The 20,709-nt window shown below is 71.8% G+C and carries 14 protein-coding genes and 1 pseudogene; 5 read left to right on the plus strand and 10 right to left on the minus strand.

The annotated features are described in order from the left end of the window. Positions 1-17: 17 nt before the first annotated feature. Positions 18-1,502, plus strand: a complete 1,485-nt coding sequence (locus EAO76_RS38645; RefSeq protein ID WP_148840926.1) for a M1 family metallopeptidase — start codon at positions 18-20, stop codon at positions 1,500-1,502. Between the two features lie 161 nt (positions 1,503-1,663). Then, complete coding sequence (locus EAO76_RS38650; protein ID WP_148840927.1) at positions 1,664-2,713, plus strand: LacI family DNA-binding transcriptional regulator; 1,050 nt, start codon at positions 1,664-1,666, stop codon at positions 2,711-2,713. On the opposite strand, the gene EAO76_RS38655 is transcribed toward EAO76_RS38650, so the two are convergent. The 3 genes from EAO76_RS38655 to EAO76_RS38665 form a co-directional block, all read right to left on the minus strand. After that, on the minus strand, positions 2,676-3,617 hold the full coding sequence (locus EAO76_RS38655) for an oxygenase MpaB family protein (RefSeq protein ID WP_148840928.1): 942 nt from the start codon (positions 3,615-3,617) through the stop codon (positions 2,676-2,678). The genes EAO76_RS38650 and EAO76_RS38655 overlap by 38 nt on opposite strands. Positions 3,618-3,787: 170 nt before the next feature. Further along, the gene (locus EAO76_RS38660; protein ID WP_187438957.1) at positions 3,788-6,487 is read right to left on the minus strand and encodes a M4 family metallopeptidase; all 2,700 of its coding nucleotides are present in this window, start codon (positions 6,485-6,487) and stop codon (positions 3,788-3,790) included. A 134-nt stretch (positions 6,488-6,621) separates the two neighbouring features. Then, positions 6,622-7,641 carry a hypothetical protein gene (locus tag EAO76_RS38665; protein WP_148840930.1) on the minus strand — a complete coding sequence of 340 codons (1,020 nt, stop codon included), beginning with the start codon at positions 7,639-7,641 and terminating at the stop codon, positions 6,622-6,624. A 487-nt stretch (positions 7,642-8,128) separates the two neighbouring features. Between EAO76_RS38665 and EAO76_RS38670 the strand changes: the two genes are divergently transcribed. Further along, a complete protein-coding gene (locus EAO76_RS38670) occupies positions 8,129-9,418 on the plus strand; it encodes a phosphatase PAP2 family protein (RefSeq protein WP_148840965.1) in 1,290 nt (429 codons plus the stop codon). A 102-nt stretch (positions 9,419-9,520) separates the two neighbouring features. Here EAO76_RS38670 and EAO76_RS38675 read toward each other — a convergent pair whose 3' ends face one another. Continuing rightward, positions 9,521-9,997 (minus strand): macro domain-containing protein, encoded by a 477-nt coding sequence (locus EAO76_RS38675; RefSeq protein WP_148840931.1) that lies wholly within the window; start codon positions 9,995-9,997, stop codon positions 9,521-9,523. Positions 9,998-10,188: 191 nt separating this feature from the next. Here EAO76_RS38675 and EAO76_RS38680 point away from each other — a divergent pair, with 191 nt between their 5' ends. Further along, on the plus strand, positions 10,189-10,920 hold the full coding sequence (locus EAO76_RS38680; protein WP_148840932.1) for a MerR family transcriptional regulator: 732 nt from the start codon (positions 10,189-10,191) through the stop codon (positions 10,918-10,920). A 52-nt stretch (positions 10,921-10,972) separates the two neighbouring features. Here EAO76_RS38680 and EAO76_RS38685 read toward each other — a convergent pair whose 3' ends face one another. From EAO76_RS38685 to EAO76_RS38710, 6 genes and pseudogenes are all read right to left on the minus strand, one after another. Next, complete coding sequence (locus EAO76_RS38685; RefSeq protein WP_148840933.1) at positions 10,973-13,144, minus strand: 3-hydroxyacyl-CoA dehydrogenase NAD-binding domain-containing protein; 2,172 nt, start codon at positions 13,142-13,144, stop codon at positions 10,973-10,975. A gap of 30 nt (positions 13,145-13,174) precedes the next feature. Further along, the gene (locus EAO76_RS38690; RefSeq protein WP_148840934.1) at positions 13,175-14,389 is read right to left on the minus strand and encodes an acetyl-CoA C-acetyltransferase; all 1,215 of its coding nucleotides are present in this window, start codon (positions 14,387-14,389) and stop codon (positions 13,175-13,177) included. Positions 14,390-14,428: 39 nt separating this feature from the next. Further along, positions 14,429-15,571: an acyl-CoA dehydrogenase family protein gene (locus EAO76_RS38695; protein WP_148840935.1), complete on the minus strand. Its 1,143-nt coding sequence runs from the start codon at positions 15,569-15,571 to the stop codon at positions 14,429-14,431. A 2-nt stretch (positions 15,572-15,573) separates the two neighbouring features. Continuing rightward, positions 15,574-16,660: pseudogene (locus EAO76_RS38700) on the minus strand (CaiB/BaiF CoA transferase family protein); the annotation flags it as partial. 287 nt (positions 16,661-16,947) lie between these two features. Next, positions 16,948-17,985, minus strand: coding sequence for a peptidoglycan-binding protein (locus EAO76_RS38705; RefSeq protein ID WP_148840936.1), 1,038 nt, complete (start codon positions 17,983-17,985; stop codon positions 16,948-16,950). Positions 17,986-18,104: 119 nt separating this feature from the next. After that, entirely contained in the window at positions 18,105-19,325 is a 1,221-nt protein-coding gene (locus EAO76_RS38710) for a GH25 family lysozyme (RefSeq protein ID WP_148840937.1), read from the minus strand. Between the two features lie 256 nt (positions 19,326-19,581). On the opposite strand from EAO76_RS38710, the gene EAO76_RS38715 reads away from it, so the two are divergent. Further along, entirely contained in the window at positions 19,582-20,679 is a 1,098-nt protein-coding gene (locus tag EAO76_RS38715) for a peptidoglycan-binding protein (RefSeq protein WP_187438958.1), read from the plus strand. Positions 20,680-20,709: the final 30 nt, after the last annotated feature.

Below are 20,709 nucleotides of genomic sequence, written 5' to 3' on the forward strand. Positions count from 1 at the left end.
GACGACTTGGAGCATTCGTGCACCGCAGATTCATCGTCCCGAGCGCACTCGCGGTCTCCCTCCTGCTGGCGATCCCGGCCTCGGCCGCCGAGGACACCGTGGGCGCCCCGGGCATCGGCGACCCCTACTATCCGGCGAGCGGCAACGGCGGCTACGACGTGTCGCACTACGACCTGCGGCTGAAGTACCAGCCCGCGACCGACCTGCTGGAGGGCACGGCGACGATCCTCGCCACGACCACCCAGGAACTCTCCCGCTTCAACCTGGACCTCGGGCTGGACGTCTCCGAGGTGCGGGTGAACGGCAGGAAGGCCGGCCATGTGAAGAACGGCGAGCAGGAACTGGAGATCACCCCGGCGGCCCCGTTGGCGAAGGGCCGGACCGTCTCGGTGGTCGTGCGGTACGCGGGCAGGCCCTCCGAGGTGAAGATCAACGGCTGGACGTCCTGGGTGCGCACCCCGGACGGCGCGGTGGCCGCCCAGGAACCGGAGTCGGCCGCCTGGTGGTACCCGAGCAACGACCACCCGCTGGACAAGGCGACGTACGACATCTCGGTCTCCGTCCCCGACGGCGTCCAGGCCATCAGCAACGGCACGCTCCAGTCGCAGAGTTCGAAGCTCGGCTGGACCCGCTTCAACTGGCGCTCCGGCAAGCCGCAGGCCACGTACCTGACGACGCTGGCGGTCGGGAAGTTCGACATCACCACGGACACCACGGCGGACGGGCTGCCGGTCGTCAACGCGTACAGCAAGGACCTCGGCGCCAACGACGGGGCGGCCCGCGCCAGCATCGAGCGGACCGCCGAGGTCGCCGAGTGGCTGACGGAGGTCTTCGGGCCGTACCCCTTCGACGCGCTCGGCGGTTACGCGCCGAATGTGAAGAGCGGGTTCGCGCTGGAGACCCAGACCAGACCGTTCTACAGCCCGAAGCAGTTCGCGAACGGGTCGAACGTCTCGGTCGTCGTCCACGAACTGGCACACCAGTGGTACGGCGACAGCGTCTCGGTCAAGGGCTGGAAGGACATCTGGATCAACGAGGGCTTCGCCCGCTACAGCCAGTGGCTGTGGTCGGAGAAGGAGGGCGAGGGCACCGCGCAGGAGCTCGCGGACTACACCTACGCCCAGCACCCGGCCGACGACCCGTTCTGGACCGTGAAGCCGGGCGACCCGGGCCCGGACGACCAGTTCGCCGCGGCCGTCTACGACCGGGGTGCGCTGGCGCTCCAGGCGCTGCGCAACGAGGTCGGCGACGACACCTTCTTCGAGCTGCTGAAGGGCTGGCCGGCCGAGCACGCGTACGGGAACGCGAGCGTGGGCGACTTCGTGGCGTACGCGGAGCGGGTCTCGGGCAAGCCGCTCGCCGGCTTCTTCGACACCTGGCTGTTCCAGCCGACGCGCCCGCAGGCCCCGGCCGCGGCCGGCGCGCACGCGCTGAACGCCCCGGAGCGGCCCGCCTCGTGGAAGAAGATCGCGGCGACGAACACGATCCACGACCACCGCTGACCGCCGCACGGGTCCGCTTCCGGCGCCGTCGCCCGGTTCTCCGGAACGGGGCGACGGCGCCCGATGGCGGGGCGGACCCGCCGGATAGGCTGGTGGGGCCGGTGCGGTCCAGCCGGCCGCGGCCGTCTCCGGCCCGATCCCGCGCGTACGAGGAGCGTCCCTTGCCCGGCCCGTCCCATGGTTCCCCTCGCGACGCCCGCCCCACCCTGGAGGCCGTGGCGGCCCGTGCCGGGGTCTCCCGGGCGACGGTCTCCCGGGTGGTGAACGGCGGTGCGGGGGTGCGCAAACCGTTGGTGGAGCAGGTGCGCAAGGCGGTCGAGGAGCTGGGCTACGTGCCCAACCACGCCGCCCGGACCCTGGTCACCCGGCGCAACGGGGCGGTCGCCGTGATCATCGACGAGCCGGAGTCCCGGATCTTCTCCGATCCGTTCTTCTACCGGCAACTCCGCGGCATAAGCCGCGAACTGTCCCTGCACGACTCCCAGTTGGTGCTGCTCCTGGTGGAGGGCAGCGGCGACTTCGACCGGGTCGCCCGTTATCTGGCGGGGGGCCATGTGGACGGTGTGCTGGCCTTCTCACTGCACACGGACGACGAACTCCCGGCGGTCATCCGCCGGTTCCGGGTGCCCACGGTCTACGGGGGCCGCCCCGGCCCGCCGGACGCCTCCCGCGAAGCGGCCGTCCCGTACGTGGACTGCGACAACCGCGGCGGCGCGGCCGAGGCCGTGCGCCATCTCGTCTCCCTGGGCCGACGGCGGATCGCGCACATCGCCGGGCCGCGCGACCAGACCTCGGCCCTCGACCGGGTCGACGGCTACCGCGACGCACTGCCCGACGGAGCGCCGGAACTGCTCGCGGACGGCGACTTCACCGTCGAGGGCGGCGCGCGGGCGATGGCGGAGCTGCTGGATCGCCGGCCCGTCCCGGACGCGGTCTTCGCCGCCAACGACCTGATGGCATCGGGCGCCCTGCGGGTGCTGCGCGAACGCGGGCTCGACGTGCCCGGGGACGTGGCCCTGGTCGGCTTCGACGACATGGCGTCGATCGCCACGACCACCGATCCACCGTTGACGACGGTCCGTCAGGACGTGGAGGGGATGGGCCGGTTGATGGTGCGGATGCTGATGCGGCACCTCGACGACAGGGCCGGGGACGGGGAGCAGGAACCGGTGATCACGCCGACCGAGCTGGTGCGCCGGGGCTCCGCCTGAGTCCGCCGCGCCGGACGGCCTCGCGGTGTGCCGCCCGCGCCCGGCGGGCGTACGGCAGGTAGCGCAGCCGCTCGGGGAGCACCGGCACGACGTGCCGCACCACCGCGCACCACCGTCGCAGGCTCCGCTCCTGCGCGTCCGTCCATTCCAGTCCGATCGCCTCCCGGGCGTCCGGCGGCATCAGTCCGACGGTGACGAAGCGGCGGAACCGGGCCAGCGGTGGCCACAGCACCGGCCACAGCGCCCGCAGCAGCAGCCTGACCGACAGCGGGCCGCGGTCCGGCGGCGGTACCGGCCGGTCGGTGGCGACCAGTTCCTCGACGACGGCGTTCGTCCCGATCTCGTCGGCGAGCACCTTGCGGTAGTACGGCCAGAACTCCTCGATCGTCTGCGGCATGTCCCGGTCGTGGATGCCGAGGATCCTGCCGACCTGGAGCCACTCCCGGTAGAGGGCCCGCTCCTGTGCCCCGGTGAGCGGGCGAAGCAGGTAGCGGGCGCCGTGCCGGTAGACGGGGAAGCCCGTGGCGTGCACCCACGCGTAGTTCGCGGGCGACAGCGCGTGGTAGCGGCGGCCCCGGGCGTCGGTGCCCTGGATGGTGCGGTGCAGGACGCGCAGTCTGCGCCCCTCCTCGGCCGCCGCCTCGCCCCCGTACACCCAGAGCTGGAGCGAGCGCAGGGAGCGCTCGCCGCGTCCCCAGGGGTCGGTGCGGAAGACGGAGTGCTCGTCGACGCCCGCGCCGACCGCCGGGTGGGCGACCTGGAGGGTGAGGGCGGCGGGCAGCATCAGCAGGGCCCGGACGTCGCCGGACAGGCTCCACAGGACGCCGCCGGGCGGGGGCGGCGCGGGGTTCTCGCCCCGTACGCCCCTCGTGTCCCGATCGCCCTGTGCTGCTTCGCTGCTCATGCGGTGCTCCCGGGGGCCGGTGGGACGGGGTCCTCGTCCCGTCCCCTGTGGTCCAGTATGCGATCGGTCCGGGACGGGTGTGCACGGGGCCCTCGCACCCCGGGCGGAACGGGCGGCGGGGCGCGCACCGGASTCCGGTGCGCGCCCCTCGTTGCCGGTGCGGTGCGGGACTACTCGCAGGTACCGGCGAACGTCGCGCGGGTCACCACGTCGGTGGCCGCGGCGGTGGTGTCCAGCCAGGCGATGCGCTGCCCGTCACCGAGCGACGGGGCCAGCTGGGCGCCGGAGGAGCAGGAGACCCGGGTGTAGTCGTCGAGACCGGCGAGCACGTCGGCGGTCCTGGAGACCTTCACCTTGCCGGGGCCGCTCCAGGAGCCGAGGGCGCCCCAGAGGTCGTACGTGGAGTAGGCGAAGTACTCGTCGTTGACCGAGAACTGGGCGCCGTACACGCTCGACGGGTAGCGCAGCTTGGCCGCCTTCGACAGGTCGTCCAGCGGGGCGGACATGAACTTCGAGCCCGGGATCAGGAAGCCGCCCGTCTCGCGCCAGAAGACGCGGTCGGAGGTGAGCTGGATGTCCGAGACGTAGTCGAAGATGAATCCTGCGATGCGCTTGACCTGGGTGGTGCCCGTCGCGATGTCGTGGACGTACACGTACGTGCCGTCGCCGCCGGCCCAGGCGATCCGGCCGTTCTTCATTGCGAGGCGGGCGGCCCTGGTACCGGCCTCGGGGGTCACATCGACGGTGGTGCCGTCGGCCTTGCGGAGCATGACGTCCTGCTCGCCGTCGGCGGTGGTGCTGATGTAGGCGAGCGCGCCGTTCTCGGTCACCGGCTCGGTCTCGTCGGCGTCGGGGCGGTCGACCAGCTTCTTGATCGCTCCCTGGCCCTTGGAACCGGCCCGGTAGATACCGATGCCGTCGGCGGTGATCCGGGTGAAGACGATGCGGTCGTCGTCCAGGGACGGGTCGAGCAGGTAGGCGTCCTGCTGGGCCAGCTCGTGCGTCGGCTTCTTGCCGAAGCGGCCCACGGTGATGCCGAAGGCGGCGCTGCCCCGGTCCCAGGCGATGGCGTCGCCGTGGCCGATCGCGTAGACGTCGCCGTTGATCTGCGCGGCCTGCTCGTCGACCCCGCTGTACACCTCGTACGCGGGCAGGACGTCGGCGCCGATGGTGGTGCCGTCGTGCGTGCCGCTCTTCTTCTCCCAGCCGGTCTCGATGCCGTGGTCGTCGAAGGCCTTGTCGATGGCGGCGAGTTCGGCGGCCGAGACGTTCAGGGACTTGGCGGCGAGGGTGACCGCGTTGCGCATGTCGGTGAAGCCGGACAGCGGGGTGAGGTAGTTCTGCGCGGACCGGTAGACGATCCGGTCGGCGAGCTTGCTGTCGAGGTTCTTGCGCATGTCCCACAGCGCGCCGCCGACGATGGTGGAGTTGTAGTGGACCCCGCCGTTGTCGATGTCGAGCGTGATGGGCTGGTAGTCCTTCTGCGCGTCGCGCCCGTCGTTCAGGTCGCGCAGGGCGCACTCCTCCAGCGGCTTGGTGCCGTTGCAGAGGTACTCCCCGACGAGGCCGGACGTGGGGTCGCTCATCGCGACGCCCTTGTCGGCGGTCTCCATGGCGTTGCCGAAGTAGTCGGATATCGCCTCGTTGAGCGCGCCCGACTGGTTGAGGTAGACGAGCCCGGCGGAGTGCTCGGTGACGCCGTGCGTCATCTCGTGGCCGACGACGTCCAGGCCGACGGACAGCGGCACGCCGTCCATGTGGCCGTAGACCATCTTGGAGCCGTCCCAGAAGGCGTTGGCGTAGTCCTTGCCGTTGGAGGCGACGTTGACGACGGAGTGGATCGTGCCGCCCTTGCCGTCGATGCCGTCCCGGCCGATCTGCTCCTTGTAGTACTCGTAGACCTTCGCCGCGTTGAGGTGGGCGTCGACCGCGCCCGACGAGGTGTTGGCGCCGTCGAAGCGGTCGCTCGCCGAGGTGCTCAGCGGGATGTCGTCGGTGACCGGCCCGCCCGCGACGTCCGTGTACTGCTTGCGCTGCGCGTCGTACGTGCGGATCTGGCCGCCGGTGGCCGGGTACATGGCGCGCGTGGAGTCGACCAGCGTGTACGAGCCGTCCGCCTCCTTGTTGACGTCCAGCTCCGCCTCGGTGCCGTCGACCCGTACGCCCGTCCCCTGTGCGGGCGACGCGTCGGCCGCGTCGATGTTGTTGTACGAGAGCGCGATGCCGCCCACCCGTGCGTCGACATACACCTCCTGGCGCACCGGGCCGCCGTTCGTCCTGCCGCCGGTGACGGTGAAGTGCCAGGCCAGCCTGCCCCCCTGGGCATCGGGCAGCACGGACAGGCCGTGCGCCTCGGTCCGCGCGTCCCGTACGCCGGACAGGCCGCGGTCGAGCGCGAACATCCGCCGCTTCGCGGTGGCCTCGCTCACCTTCGGCGTGGTGGAGACCGTGAGGGCCGTGTAGAGCGTGCCGGTCGCGGAGGTGATCCGCTGGCCGCCGTCGGCCGCCTCGGTCTGCACCGCGTACTCGGCGCCGAAGACCGGGACGCCGTCGTGCTTCTGCCGGAAGCGCACCGAGGACTGCTTGCCGTCCTTGGTGGTCCGCACCGTGCTCAGGTCGGAGGCGGGGACCTTGTACGTGTCCTCGTGCGCCTTGAGGTGGGCGCGGGCGGCCTGGGCGGGGGTGCCTTCGCGGGCCGAGTCGTCCAGCCCCCGGGTCATCGCGGGGGCCACCGGCACCGCGCCGGCCGGCGCGGTGGTGGCGGGCGCGGGTTCGTCGTTCGCCCAGGCCGGCGCGGTCAGCAGTGCCGATCCCGTGGCGGCGGCGACCACACCCGTCGCCAGCATCCGCCGGATACTCGTTCTCCTCACAGAGCCCTCCCCATCACACAGCTGTCCGTGGAACGCGAGCGTCCCTTTCGGTTGACGGGGTCGATGTTTCGGTACGCGGGGTTCCGCCAACAAGAGATGGCGCTGGCGCGAACGTGCCGTGGCGTAAATACGCCTCAGGGGCGCCTCGGTGGAACCGAGTTGCCGTTCTCCCCGTCCAGCCATCCCGCGCGGGCCGCATACCAGCCGAGCTGGAAGCGGGTCGCGGCGCCCACCTCGTCCATCAGGGCGTGCAGCCGCCGCTGCACGGTGCGGTGGCCCATGCCCAGCTGGCGGGCGATGGCGGCGTCCGTCAGGCCGACGTGCAGCAGGGCGACGATCTCCCGGTCGACCGCCGCGACCGGGGACTCGTCCCGCTCCACGGTGCCCGAGGCGTTCAGCCGCCATCCCCTCTCGAAGTGCAGGTCGAAGAGCGAGCCGAGGGCGGTGAGCAGCCCGGTCCTGTGGACCACGAGCGCCACCGGTTCGGTCTCGCGCTCCGGGTCCAGGGGCAGCAGCGCGATGCGGCGGTCCACGATGACGAGCTTGATGGGCAGCCGGTCCGTGACGGAGATGTGCTGGCCCTGGGAGACGCAGGAGGTCAGCACGGCCGCGGTCTCCGGCCGTTCCAGCCATTCGCGTTCGACGACGCTGCGCACGGTCACACCGCGGCGCGTCATCTCGGAGTCCACCTCCGCGTGGTTGTCCGCGAAGGAGAGCACCGGGGCCACGCGTCTGGTCGGGACCATGGTGCACACCTCGTCCCTGGCCTGCCGCTGCATCGTCAGCAGGCGGCGCCGGATCGCCGCCGGGCCGGACAGCACCTCCACCGGGGCGCCCGAGGCATGGCTCTGCGCGGAGCGGTGACGTTCGGTGAGGTCGCCGACGAGTGACTCGACCCGGTGCAGCGCCGCCCTCCGGGACTCCAGGAGGGGGCCGAGCGCGAGGACGGGCGAGGCGGCCCGGTAGCGGACGACGCCGTCGCCGTCCGGCCGTGCGGCACTGGCGAGTCCGCGCTCGACGAGCGATTCGAGGGCCCGCGCGACCTCGGGACCGCTCAACGGGCCCGCGAAAGCGCCCGGTTCGCTGTCGGGACGGTCCACGAGCAGGCGGTAGACCGCGTCCTCCTCCGCGCCGAGGCCGAGCAGGGTCAGCAACGACGCGTCGATCGGCTCCTGCGGCCGGTGATCGGGGTGCAGTGCTCAGGCTCCGTTCCGCCGGGTCCGGGACGCGCCGCGCGAATCCCGCGGGTCACCGCTCGCGCCTTCGCCGCCCACGGCCCTTCGAACACCCCGCGCGGCAGCCGCGCCACGACGGTCGGGCGCCTCGCGCACCGTCCTGCCGTCCAGCATCCGGCCCACCCCTTTTCCGCCCGCCGTCCACCGACAGCGGTCAGATTATCCGGCGGACGCCGTCGGCCGTGACCAGCGAAAGCCCCCCGCACCCCCTCCGTTAGCATGTTCGAACTCACGACGATCGCCTCACCCCTGCCCTTCGCCGGAAAACCATGCCAGCCGTCACGAAAAGCGCCCGAGTCCGCCCACACCTAACAAATCGGCCAAACAATTGATACCTATAGCATCGCGGGTGTTTTCGCGAATAAACCGCATAATTCCGTTCGCCGAACTGCGTCGACCACGGGTGATGCTGTGGGCCGCGGCGGGTGTGACGACCCTCGGATTCCTGATCGCGCTGGAAATAGCCGCGCGTCATTACGACTTGCCGGGGCCGATCGTCAACCAGGCGCGGGAGGTGATATTCGCCCCCAAATCCGGCTTCCTGCTGTACGCCAGCATGGCGTTGATGATGGTGGTGCTCACCTGGCGGCAGCGGTTCATCGCCCTCGGCACCGCGCTCGGCATCGACCTCGTCATCTTCCTGGTGCGGTGGGCGTTCGACGCCCTGGTGCCCCTCGACGAGGGCCATCCCTTCGGCAGCGGCGCGCTGTGGGTGATCCTGGGCTGCGCGGTCATCGCCATCACCCGCCGCACGGGCAATGAACGCACCCTGCTGCTGAAGGGCGTGGGGCTGGGGCTGCTGCTGGTGACCGGCCGCAAGACCGGCGACACCTGGCTGCTCATCACGTCGAAGACCCGCCCGATGGTGCTCGACCAGTACGTGGCGACCGCCGATCACGCGCTGGGCAACCCGTCGTGGCTGGTGGGCCGGATCGTCGAGGCCACCGGCCCGATCGGCACCCATCTCCTCGACTACGTCTACGTCCAGCTCGCGGTGGCCGCGGTCATCGCCTCGCTGTACCAGCTGCGCAACGTGGCGACCGAACGCCGCTTCCCGAGCCACCACCTGGTGCGCACCTTCCTGGTGATCGGCCTGCTCGGACCGGGCATCTACATGATCTTCCCGGTGGTCGGACCGATCTTCGCCTACGGCGCCGACGGCGGGCAGTGGGCGACGGCCGACCTGTGGCCGGACACGCTGCCGGCGCTCAGCACCCCGCAGCACATGCCGTTCGACGAGATCACCCCGCGCAACTGCATGCCCAGCCTGCACACGGCGTGGGCCACCGCGATCTTCCTCCACACCCGCAGGAGCCCGCGGTTCCTGCGCGCCGCGGGCACGTTCTGGCTGATCGCCACGCTCGGCGCGACGCTGGGGTTCGGGTACCACTACGGCGCGGACCTCGTCGCCGGCGTGGTGTTCACCCTCACCATCGAGGCGGCGCTGCGCTCGCTCGCACGCGGCTGGGACCGGTCGGGAATCCAGCTGGTCGCCTACGGCGTGGCGGTCTTCACCGCGATGCTGGTGTCGTACCGCTACCTGCCGATGGAGATGGCCGGGTACCCGTGGCTGTTCGGGCCGCTCCTCGTCCTGGCGATGTGCTCGGTGATCTACGGCTACGTACGGACCACCAGGCAGTGGGACCCGAAGCCCGTACCGGTACGGCAGCCGGAACCACAGCCCGAACCGGTCTGAGCCGCGGCACACCCGGACATCCGTGATTCCCGCCGTCGGGGCCGGTCGCACACCGCGACCGGCCCCGACCGCTCCGTACGCGCCCCGGGGCCGGTCCGGCGCTCAGTCGAAGTCGTACACCGTGACCGGTATGTCCCGGCTCAGCAGCCGGTCCGCTATCAGCGGCTCCACCCGGGACCACTTCCCGCCGGCCAGGCCGCACCCGATCCGCGGCATGTGGACCGAGGCGCCCAGCTCGACCGCCCGGTCGGCCACCGCGCCCAGCCCCGTGTCGATCGCCTCGTAGCGGACCGGGACCCCCTTGCTGCCGGTGCGCATCCCGCGCTGGCCCACCATGTTGGCCACCCACACATATGGGCCCACCTGGACGAACTGCACCGCGCCGAGGCCGAAGTCGTTGTCCGCGCGCTCCCGGTGCCAGCGGCGGTACGCCGCCTCCGGCTCGGGCCAGCGGCGCGAGAGGGCCAGGACGAAGCCCTTGCCCCAGCCCCCCAGGTCGTTGCAGACGTGCACGATGATCTTGACGCCCTTGCCCTGCGGAGCGGTGGCGTCTCCCTGTACGTATGTGATCTCCCGCATGACTTCAGGGTAGGTGTCACCACCGACAACCGGGATCATGGTCGTGGCCACCGCCCCCGCCTCCGCACCGGCCGGCCCGGCCGGTGCCGCGGTCGAGGCACTTTCACAACAGTGGTGAGACAGCAATACTGTTGCACCTGATGGACGCAGACGCGGCAGTCCGCCGCCGGGTCGGGACGCGAGGAGCAGACATGGCGACCGGGACCGAGGAGCCGACGCTCACCGTCGACGAGCTTGCGGCGCGTGCCGGTGTCACCGTACGCACCGTGCGCTTCTACAGCACCCGGGGGCTGCTGCCGCCCCCGGTGATCGGGCCGCGGCGGGTCGGGCACTACGGGCCCGAGCACCTGTCCCGGCTCGCGCTCATCGAGGAGCTCCAGCACCAGGGCATGACGCTGGCGGCGATCGAGCGCTACCTGGAGCAGCTGCCGCCGGACCTGAGCGCGCACGACCTGGCGATCCACCGCGCGCTGGTCGCGTCCTGGGCACCGGACACGGCGGAGGACGTGACGCGGGCGGAGCTGGAGCGGCGCGCGGGCCGGACGCTGAGCGGGCAGGACATCGCGCGGCTGGCCGCGATGGGGGTGCTGGAGCGGGCGGAGCCGGTCGACGGCCGCCACCGGGTGGACCCGGGACTGCTGCGGCTCGGGGTCGAGCTGCTCGGGGTGCCGATCGCCCACGAGACGATCCTGGCCGCCCGCACGGTCCTGCTGGAGCACTCCCGGTCCGCCGCCCAGGAGCTGACCCGGCTGTTCCGGGACGAGGTGTGGGGGCCGTACCGGGAGCGGGAATCGGACCCGGAGCACGTGGCGGCGATGAAGTCGCTGTCGGCCCACATGCAGCCGATGGTGATCCAGGCGCTGGTGACCGCGTTCCAGCGGTCGTTGAAGGAGGAGCTGCGGGCCGCGTTCACCGCGGAGTGAGCCGTGGCGGCCGGTGCCCCGTGCGGGGTGCCGGCCGCCGCGGACCGGGCCGTCAGTCGTGGAAGGTCTCGCCCTTCTCGGCCTTCTCCACGAGCAGCGCGGGCGGCAGGAAGCGGTCGCCGTAGCGCTCCGCGAGTTGCCGGGCGCGGGCCACGAAGCCGGGCAGGCCGCCCTCGTACCCGTTGATGTACTGGAGCACGCCGCCCGTCCACGGCGGGAAGCCGATGCCCATGATGGAGCCGATGTTGGCGTCCGCGACGGAGGTCAGGACGTTCTCCTCCAGGCAGCGGACGCTGTCCAGCGCCTCGGAGAACAGCATCCGTTCCTTCATGTCCTCGAAGGGGACGTCCGTGTCCGGCTTCGCGAAGTGCTCGCGCAGGCCGGGCCAGAGGCGGGTGCGGCCGCCGTTCTCGTCGTACTCGTAGAAGCCCGCGCCGCCGCTGCGTCCGGTCCGGCCGAACTCGTCGACCATCCGGTCGATGACCTCGTCCGCCGGGTGTCCGGGCCAGCTGCCGCCGGCCTCCTCCACGGCCTTGCGGGTCTCGTTGCGGATCTTGCGGGGCAGGGTGAGGGTCAGCTCGTCCATCAGGGAGAGCACCTTGGCCGGGTAGCCGGACTGGGCCGCGGCCTGCTCGACCGACGCGGGCTCCACGCCCTCGCCGACCATGGCGACACCCTCGTTGATGAACTGGCCGATGACGCGGGAGGTGAAGAAGCCGCGCGAGTCGTTGACGACGATCGGGGTCTTCCTGATCCGGCGGACCAGGTCGAAGGCGCGGGCCAGGGCCTCGTCGCCGGTCTTCTCGCCCTTGATGATCTCGACGAGCGGCATCTTGTCGACCGGCGAGAAGAAGTGCAGCCCGATGAAGTCGGCGGGGCGCTCGACGCCCTCGGCGAGGACGGTGATGGGCAGGGTCGAGGTGTTGGAGCAGAGCAGCGCGTCCGGTTCGATGACGTCCTGGATCTCCTGGAACACCTTGTGCTTGAGCGCGGTGTCCTCGAAGACGGCCTCGATGACGGCGTCGCAGCCCGCCAGGTCGGCCGGGTCGGCGGTCGGGGTGATGCGGGCCAGCAGCTCGTCGCGCTTCACCTCGGTCGTACGGCCCCGGGAGAGCGCCTTGGCGAGCAGCTTCTCGCTGTACGCCTTGCCCTTGGCCGCGGCCTCCTCGGAGACGTCCTTGAGGACGACCTCGATGCCGGCCCGTGCGCAGGAGTAGGCGATGCCCGCGCCCATCATCCCGGCGCCGAGCACGGCGACCTTGGTGACCTGGCGCTCCTCGATGCCCTTGGGGCGGCTGGCGCCGGAGTTGACGGCCTGGAGGTCGAAGAAAAACGCCTGGATCATGTTCTTCGCGACCTGACCGGTGACCAGCTCGGTGAAGTAGCGGGCCTCGATGGTCAGCGCGGTCTCGAAGTCGACCTGGGAGCCCTCGACGGCGGCGGCCAGGATGTTGCGGGGCGCGGGCATCGGGGCGCCCGCGATCTGCTTCTTCAGGTTGGACGGGAAGGCGGGCAGGTTCGCGGCGAACTTCGGGTTGGACGGGGTGCCGCCGGGGATCCGGTAGCCCTTGACGTCCCAGGGCTGCCGGGACTCGGGGTTGGCGTCGATGAAGGCGCGGGCCTTTTCGAGCATCTCCTCCCGGGTGGCCACGACCTCGTGGACCAGGCCGTTCTCCTGGGCGCGGCGCGGGGTGTACTGGGTGCCCTGGAGGAGGACCTTCAGCAGTGCGTCGGCGATGCCCATGAGGCGGACGGTGCGGGTGACGCCGCCGCCCGCGGGCAGCAGGCCGAGCGTGACCTCGGGCAGGCCGATCCGGGAACCGGGGGCGTCGAGGGCGATCCGGTGGTGGGCGGCGAGCGCGATCTCGTAACCGCCGCCGAGCGCCGCGCCGTTGATGGCGGCGACGACGGGCTTGCCGAGGGTCTCGATGCGGCGCAGCGAGTTCTTGATGGCGGTGCCGGTGTCGAACGCGAGCTGCGCGTTCTCCGGACCGATCCTGATCATGTCCTTGAGGTCGCCGCCCGCGAAGAAGGTCTTCTTGGCGGAGGTGTAGATGATGCCGCGGATGGAGTCCTTCTCGGCCTCGGCGCGGTCGGCGACGGCCGCGATGGAGTCCTTGAAGGCCTGGTTCATCGTGTTGGCGGACTGGTCGGGGTCGTCGAGTACGAGGGTGACGACGCCGGTCTCGTCCTGTTCCCAGCGGATGGTCGTGCTCTCGGTCATTGTTCTTCTTCTCCGTAGGCGGGGGGACGGTCAGACGCGCTCGATGACGGTGGCGATGCCCATGCCGCCGCCCACGCAGAGGGTGGCGAGGCCGTATCGCTGGTCACGGCGCTCCAGTTCGTCGATGAGGGTGCCGATGATCATCGCGCCGGTGGCGCCGAGCGGGTGGCCGAGCGCGATGGCGCCGCCGTTGACGTTGATCTTGTCGAGGGAGAGTCCCATGTCCCTGGCGAAGCGGAGGACAACACCGGCGAACGCCTCGTTGATCTCGACGAGGTCGATGTCGTCGATGGTCAGCCCGGCCTTGGCGAGGGCCTTGCGGGTGGCGGGCGCGGGGCCGGTGAGCATGATGGTGGGCTCGGAGCCGGAGACGGCCGCGGAGACGATCCGGGCGCGCGGGGTGAGCCCGTGGCGCTCGCCGATCTCCTTGTTGCCGATGGCGACGAGAGCGGCGCCGTCGACGATGCCGGAGGAGTTGCCCGCGTGGTGGACGTGGTCGATCTTCTCGACCCAGTGGTACTTCTGCAGCGCCACCGCGTCGAAGCCGCCCATCTCGCCGATCGTGGCGAAGGACGGCTTGAGCGCGGCGAGCGAGTCGGCGGTGGTGCCGGGGCGCATGTGCTCGTCGTGGTCGAGGACGACGAGGCCGTTGCGGTCCTTGACGGGAACCACGGAGCGGGCGAAGCGGCCCTCCTTCCACGCCTCGGCGGCGCGCTCCTGGGAGAGCGCGGCGAACTCGTCGACGTCGCGGCGGGAGAAGCCCTCGATGGTGGCGATGAGGTCGGCGCCGACGCCCTGCGGGGCGAAGCCGGTCTCGAAGTTGGTCATCGGGTCCATCGCCCAGGCGCCGCCGTCGGAGCCCATCGGGACACGGGACATCGACTCGACGCCGCCCGCGAGGACGAGGTCCTCCCAGCCCGAACGGACCTTGGCCGCGGCCAGGTTGACGGCTTCCAGGCCGGAGGCACAGAAGCGGTTCTCCTGGACGCCGGCGACGGTGTCGGGGAGACCGGCCGCGATGGCGGCGATCCGGGCGATGTCGGAGCCCTGGTCGCCGAGCGGGCTGACCACGCCGAGGACGATGTCGTCGATGGCCGCCGGGTCCAGCCCCGGGAAGCGGCTGCGGATCTCGTGGATGAGGCCGACGACCAGATCGATCGGCTTGGTGCCGTGCAGGGCGCCGTTGGCCTTGCCGCGACCGCGCGGGGTGCGGATCGCGTCGTAGACGTACGCTTCGGTGCTCAAGTCAGCAGCCTTTCGGGGGTGTTGTGCGAAGAGGGTGGGTCAGGCGAGCAGCGAACGGCCGATGATCTCCTTCATGATCTCGGTCGTGCCGCCGTAGATGGTCTGGATGCGGCCGTCGGTGAAGGCCCTGGCGATCGGGTACTCCGCCATGTACCCGTATCCGCCGTGCAGTTGGAGGCAGCGGTCGGCGACGCGCTTCTGCAGTTCGGTGGCCCACCACTTGGCCATCGAGGCGTGCACGGCGTCGAGGGTGCCGTCGGAGTGGTCGACGATGCAGCGGTCCAGGAAGGTGCGGGTGACGGCGCACTCGGTGGCCATCTCGGCGATCTCGAACCGGACGTGCTGGAGCTTGGCGAGCGGCCGGCCGAAGGCCTCGCGCTCCTTGACGTACCGCGTGGTGATCTCCAGCAGGTGTTCGGCCGCGGCGATCCCGGCGACCGCTATGCCCATCCGTTCCTGTGCCAGGTTGGTCATGAGGTGGATGAAGGCGCCGTCCCGTTCACCGAGCAGGTTCTCCTTGGGGACCCGGACGTCGTTGAAGAACAGTTCGGCGGTGTCCTGGGACTTCTGGCCGATCTTGTCGAGGTTGCGGCCGCGCTCGAAGCCCTCCGCGCCGCGTTCGACGACGATCAGCGACAGCCCCTTGGCGCCGCCCTCGGGGGTGGTCCTGGCCACCACGATCACCAGGTCGGCGAGGATGCCGTTGGAGATGAAGGTCTTGGAGCCGTTGAGCAGCCAGTGGTCGCCCCTGTCCTCGGCGGTGGTGCGGATGCCCTGGAGGTCGGAGCCCGCGCCGGGTTCGGTCATGGCAATGGCGGTGATGGTCTCGCCGCTGCAGAATCCGGGCAGCCAGCGCCGCTTCTGCTCGTCGGTGCCGAGCCCGGTGAGATAGGGGCCGATGATGTCGTTGTGCAGGCCGAGCGCGAGTCCGGGGGTGCCGGCCCGGGTGAACTCCTCGGCGAGGACGGCGCTGTAGCGGAAGTCGGTGTTGCCGCCGCCCCCGTACTCCTCGGGCACCGCGAGGCCGAGCAGACCCTGCCGGCCGGCCGCGAGCCACGCCCCGCGCGAGACGATGCCGTCCTTCTCCCACTGCTCGTAGTGCGGGAGGACCTCCTTGTCGAGAAAGGTGCGCACGGTCTCGCGGAACGCTTCGTGCTCCTCGGTGAAGATCTGCCGCTGCACTGGGGTCCTCCTGGGCCGGTTCTTGAACTTGAAGGGGGAGCGGGGCTCGGCATCGACCCCGCGTACGACCTCACCAACCGCAACAAGCGCTCCGTGCTCGACGAAGGTGGCGCGGGCGGCGAGGTGCGGGTGGTGGGGTGCCTCGCGGAGCGAGAGCACGGGGGCGACGCAGGCGTCCGTTCCCTCGAACACCTCGGTCCACTGCTCGCGCGTCCGGGTCCTGAACCGGTCGGCGACGGCCGTGCGCAGTTCCTCCCAGCGGGCGATGTCCCCCCGGTCCGGGAGCTCGTCCCCGATCCCGAGGAGTTCGACGAACTCGTCGTAGAACCGCTGCTCCAGCGGCCCGACCGCCATGTACTGGCCGTCGGCGGTCTCGTACGAACCGTAGAACGGGCAGCCGCCGTCCAGGAGATTGGAGCCGCGCCGGTCCTGCCAGCCGCCGGCCGCCAGCATGCCGTGGATCATCGTCGCGAGGTGGGCGGCGCCGTCGACGATCGCCGCGTCCACGACCTGGCCCCGGCCGCCGGGGGTGCGGGCGTGCTGGAGGGCGGCGAGGACTCCGACGACGAGGTAGAGCGAGCCGCCCGCGTAGTCGCCGACGAGATTGGCCGGGAGGGTGGGCGGCTCGCCGGTCCTGCCGATCATGGAGAGCGTGCCGGAGAGGGCGATGTAGGAGACGTCGTGCCCGGCCCGTTCGGCGAGGGGCCCGTCCTGGCCCCAGCCGGTCATCCGCCCGTACACGAGCCGCGGGTTGCGGGCCAGCGCGGCCTCGGGGCCGACGCCGAGGCGTTCGGCGACGCCCGGTCGGTATCCCTCGATCAGGATGTCGGCGCGTTCGGCCAGGTCGAGCACCCGGTCGGCGCCGCCCTCGGCCTTGAGGTCGACGAGCACGGAGCGCTTGTTGCGGTTGGTGAGGTCGTACGCGGGGTCGATGCCGAGCCCCGCTCCCCCGGGCCGGTCGACCCGGACGACGTCGGCGCCGAGGTCGGCCAGGAGCATCGCGGCGAACGGGCCGGGGCCGATGCCGGCCAGCTCGACCACCCGCACCCCTGCCAACGGACCGTGCGAGCCGTGCCCTGTCGTTGCCATCAAGCCCCCAGCGGTATGACACAACTGATGTAACATCGATGATGCTAAGAATGCGCCGCGCTCCGCACAACCCCTTGGGCCGAGCAAGCGCTTAGTACTTCCCTCCGGGATCCTCCCCCACGATCCCCGCCCGGCCGTTCACCGCCACGGCCCCCGCGCGGACCCGCGCCGTTCACCACCGCGGACTCCTGCCCGCCGCTCCGAGGGAGCCCGTCCCGTACGCATGCCGGTGTCCGGCCACCCCCGACGGGGCGGCCGGACACCGTTCGCGGGTCGTGCGGCCGGGGTCAGCGGGACCAGCCGCAGTGCACGTGACGGCCGTGTCCGGCGTCGCCCGGCCCGAGGACCTCCGGCGCGCCGAGCTTCTTGCAGGCCGCCATGAACTGCTTGTGCGGGGCACCGCTGCCGACGTGCCGGCCGTTGATGTGCGTGATGTCGAAGGCGATTCCGGCGTAGTGCCTGGAGTTGCCGCTGTGGTCGCCGCCGACGATCTCGGAGACGGAGATCCGGTAGCCGTACTGGGTGCGCAGCTTCAGCAGGCCGTTCAGCATCCGCGGGTCGAGAGCGACCCGCCGATTGGGCTTGTCGCCCCACGGGCTGGTGAGCGCTCCCCTGCCGTTCGCCGTGTCGACGATGTTCTGCCGGGCGGTCGAGCCGGCGTGCTTGCCGCCCGGGTGGACGGTGGCCAGGACGATCTGCTTCCGGGCCAGGATCTGCTTGGCCAGTGCCGCCCTGTCGCCGCCGGACGGGGTGCCGTTCAGCAGCGCCGCCCAGGTGCGGGCGCCGACGACGCCGTCGGCGGTGAGACCGGCCGACTTCTGGAACGCCTTGACCTTCGCCGTCACCGCGGCGGTGAACGCCCCGTCGACGGCCACCGCCTGGCCGCGCGCCTTCAGCAGGGTCTGCGCGGCCTTCACGGCCGGTCCCTTCGCGCCGTCGCGCAGGGTGGCGACCAGCCGGGACCAGGTACCGGCCCCCACGACGCCGTCCGCGGCGAGGCGGTTCGCCTTCTGGAACGCCTTCACCGCGGCCGTCGTGGCCGGGCCGAAGGAGCCGTCGACCGTCAGCGACTGTCCCCGTGAGTTCAGCAGGTGCTGGAGGGCGGTGACGGAGGTGCCCTTGCCGCCCGCCCGCAGGGTCGGCCAGTCGGCCGCCGCGGCGGCGGTCCGGAGCCCGGCGGCGGTCCGGGCCGCCGGGACCTCGCCCGCGGTCGCGAGGGAGGCCGCGGGGCCGGTCAGCGCGGCGACGGCGACGATTCCGGCGACGAGCCGGGCGGCGGTGCGACGGGGAAGGGCGGGGACGGAGAACGTGGGCGTGGTGGACATGGGTGACTCCTCGGTGTGAGTGGTGATGGTGGTGCGGTTGGCCCGCCCGGTGGTGCGGGTGAGCCGATGGGGGACGCGGGCGGTCCGGGGCGGGGCGTGTGCGGTGCCGGGCGCGGGCCTCACGGGCGGGAGAGCAGGGCCGCCCAGGTGCGGGCGCCGACGACACCGTCGGCGGGGAGCGCGACCTTCTTCTGGAAGGCCCGGACGTTCGCGGCGGTCCCGCTGCCGTAGACCCCGTCCGTGGCGCCCTTGTGCCCATGGGCCGCCAGCCGGCGCTGGGCCGCCTCGACGGCCCTGCCCCGGTCGCCGGAGGAAAGCTCCGGCGCGAGCGCCCGCCAGGTGCGTTCACCGATCACGCCGTCGGCCTTCAGCCCCGCGCCCTGCTGGAACTTCTTGACCGCGGCGACCGTCGCGGGGCCGAAGTCGCCGTCCGCCGCGACCCGGTGCCCCTTGGCGGCCAGCAGCAGTTGCGCGGTGGCCACCTCGTCCCCGCGCTGTCCGGAGCGCAGCACCGGGAAGTCGTGGGCCGGTCGCGGAGCACCGCCCCCGGCCATCGCCCGCAGCTCCGCCGCGCTGCCGCGGAAGACGTCGCGATCGACCGGTCCGTCGATGCCCGGCACGGCTCCGTCCTGGGTGTACTGCCAGAAGGTCCAGGAGCGTCCGGCACCGGGCACCTGGTGCGGTTCGTCCGATCCGCTGCCGTACCGGGCGAGCCACAGCGGGTACCCGGCGAACACCTCGCCCCTGCCGCCCATGCACTCCTTCACGAAGGACGCCCGGGTGTAGACGATCGGGGTGACCCCGAGCTCCTTCTCCACCTCGTTCAGGAAGGCCCGCACCTGCGGGGCGTGCAGCGCCTTCGGGCAGACCTCCCCGCCGCCCCTGGCGGGCAGTTTCTCCACGTCGAGCACCGGCGGCAGTTCGCCCGCCCGGCCGCCCCGGTAGCCGGCGGCGCGGACGGTCGAGACGAAGTGCCGGGCCTGGGCCGCGCCGTCGGTCGTGCTCCGGGGGTGGAAGAAGTGGTACGGGGCACGCAGCAGCGAGGTCCTGGAGACGGCGGCGTGGTCCCGGGCGAACCAGCCGTCCTTGCCGGAGACCCCCTGGGTGGCCTTGAGGAAGGCGAAGTCGTTCGAGGCAGCCACCCGCTTCCAGTCGATCGGGATGTCCTTCCTCCCCTTCCGCTCGTGGTTGTGGTGGCTGGTGTCCACGCCGGTGACCCCGTACGACGAGGGCGGCGCGGCCTCGACGGCGGGGGCGATCACGCCCAGCGCGACCAGGGCCGCTCCCACGACCGTGCCGGTCAGGGCGACACGCACTCGTACGGGTGATGTCGGATGCATACGCAGATCTCCTCGTTTCTCGGGCGAAAGAGCCCCGGCGTCCCCGTCCGCCGCGAATGCGCAGGCAGGAGCACCCCCTCGAAGGGGTGGGAACGGGGTGGGGTTCGCGGGGCTCTCGGGCCGGCCGCTCCTCAACTGTGCAGCACCCGACGGCGGTTTCACTACGATCTGCGTCCCGCGGGTCGATGCGCCTATGCACGCTCCCGATGCACGGCGTTGACCTGCGGCTATGCACACGGAAAGTCGGGAAGGCACGATGACGGACAACACTGTGGCGGGCCGCGGACCGCATCCGGGGCGCGCTCTCGCGGAGTTACTGAGGAACTGGTGGGAGTCGTCGGCGCGCGACGGCCGCGAGAAACCCACCCAGCAGTCCCTCGCCAAGCGGCTGGGGATCGACCAGACCACCCTGTCGCGCTATCTGAATCCTTCTCACTCCTCCAACGCGCCGCGCAGGATCGTCGAGCAGTTGCACACGGTGCTGCGGGCCCCGGCCGACGACCTGGCCCGGGCGTGCGCCCTGGCGGAGGCGGCGGCCGACGCCGCGCCGGGCCGCAGGCGCACCGCGGTCGCGCAACCGCCCGGCCCGCCGTCGGCGGGGAACGGTACGGCGAAGACCCCCGGGCCCGCGGCGGCCGGTGCGAAGGAGGCCGCGACGTCCGCCGGTTCCGGTACGGGGAAGGTCCCCGGGCCCGCGACGGCCGGGGCGGGAACGGTCGTGGCCGAAGCGTCCGCCCCCGTCGGACCGGCCGACGGCTCCGGTCCCGGGGGCCGGCGGTGGGACCGCTTCCCCGTCGCGTTCCCGACCCTGGCCGTCTCGGCGCTGCTCCTGCTGGTGTTCGGCGGTCTGGCGTGGTGGGCGGTGCCGGCCCCGGGCCGTGACGACGCCAAGACGACGGCCGAGGTGACGGACCGTCCGTCGGAGGGCACCGCCTGGCCCCTGGCCCGCAGGGGCAACGTGCTCTGGAAGGCCCGTACGGTGCAGCTGCTGCTGCGGGCGCACGGTCACGACGTGGAGGTCGACGCCGACTACGGTCCCGCCACCGCGGAGGCCGTGAAGAAGTTCCAGTCCGCGCACGGACTGACCCCGGACGGCAAGGTCGGGAAGGACACCTGGCCGTTGCTGATCGTGGCGATCGACTCGGGCACGAAGGAGCCGGAGGCCATCACGGCGGTGCAGTACCTGCTGCACCACGCCGGGGTGCCGACCGACAGCACCGGTACCTACACCCCGTCGACCATGCGCTCGTTGAAGGAGTTCCAGGCGTCCCGGAACCTGCCGGTGACGGGTGTCGGGGACGAGGACACCTGGCGCGCGCTGCTCAACGCCCAGGGTCCGGACCAGCACAAGTGACCGGGCGGGAGGGGCAGCGGTCGTCCTCGG

It is taken from the genome of Streptomyces sp. sk2.1, assembly GCF_008120935.1.
In the GTDB taxonomy this organism is placed as follows: Bacteria; Actinomycetota; Actinomycetes; order Streptomycetales; family Streptomycetaceae; genus Streptomyces.

What these genes read in the sequence shown, in the direction of transcription:
- EAO76_RS38685 (WP_148840933.1), bottom strand. Translation starts at nt 13,144, where the DNA reads ATGACCGAGAGCACGACCATCCGCTGGGAACAGGACGAGACCGGCGTC.
- EAO76_RS38680 (WP_148840932.1), top strand. Translation starts at nt 10,189, where the DNA reads ATGGCGACCGGGACCGAGGAGCCGACGCTCACCGTCGACGAGCTTGCG.
- EAO76_RS38705 (WP_148840936.1), bottom strand. Translation starts at nt 17,985, where the DNA reads ATGTCCACCACGCCCACGTTCTCCGTCCCCGCCCTTCCCCGTCGCACC.
- EAO76_RS38710 (WP_148840937.1), bottom strand. Translation starts at nt 19,325, where the DNA reads ATGCATCCGACATCACCCGTACGAGTGCGTGTCGCCCTGACCGGCACG.
- EAO76_RS38670 (WP_148840965.1), top strand. Translation starts at nt 8,129, where the DNA reads ATGCTGTGGGCCGCGGCGGGTGTGACGACCCTCGGATTCCTGATCGCG.
- EAO76_RS38715 (WP_187438958.1), top strand. Translation starts at nt 19,582, where the DNA reads ATGACGGACAACACTGTGGCGGGCCGCGGACCGCATCCGGGGCGCGCT.
- EAO76_RS38655 (WP_148840928.1), bottom strand. Translation starts at nt 3,617, where the DNA reads ATGAGCAGCGAAGCAGCACAGGGCGATCGGGACACGAGGGGCGTACGG.
- EAO76_RS38675 (WP_148840931.1), bottom strand. Translation starts at nt 9,997, where the DNA reads ATGCGGGAGATCACATACGTACAGGGAGACGCCACCGCTCCGCAGGGC.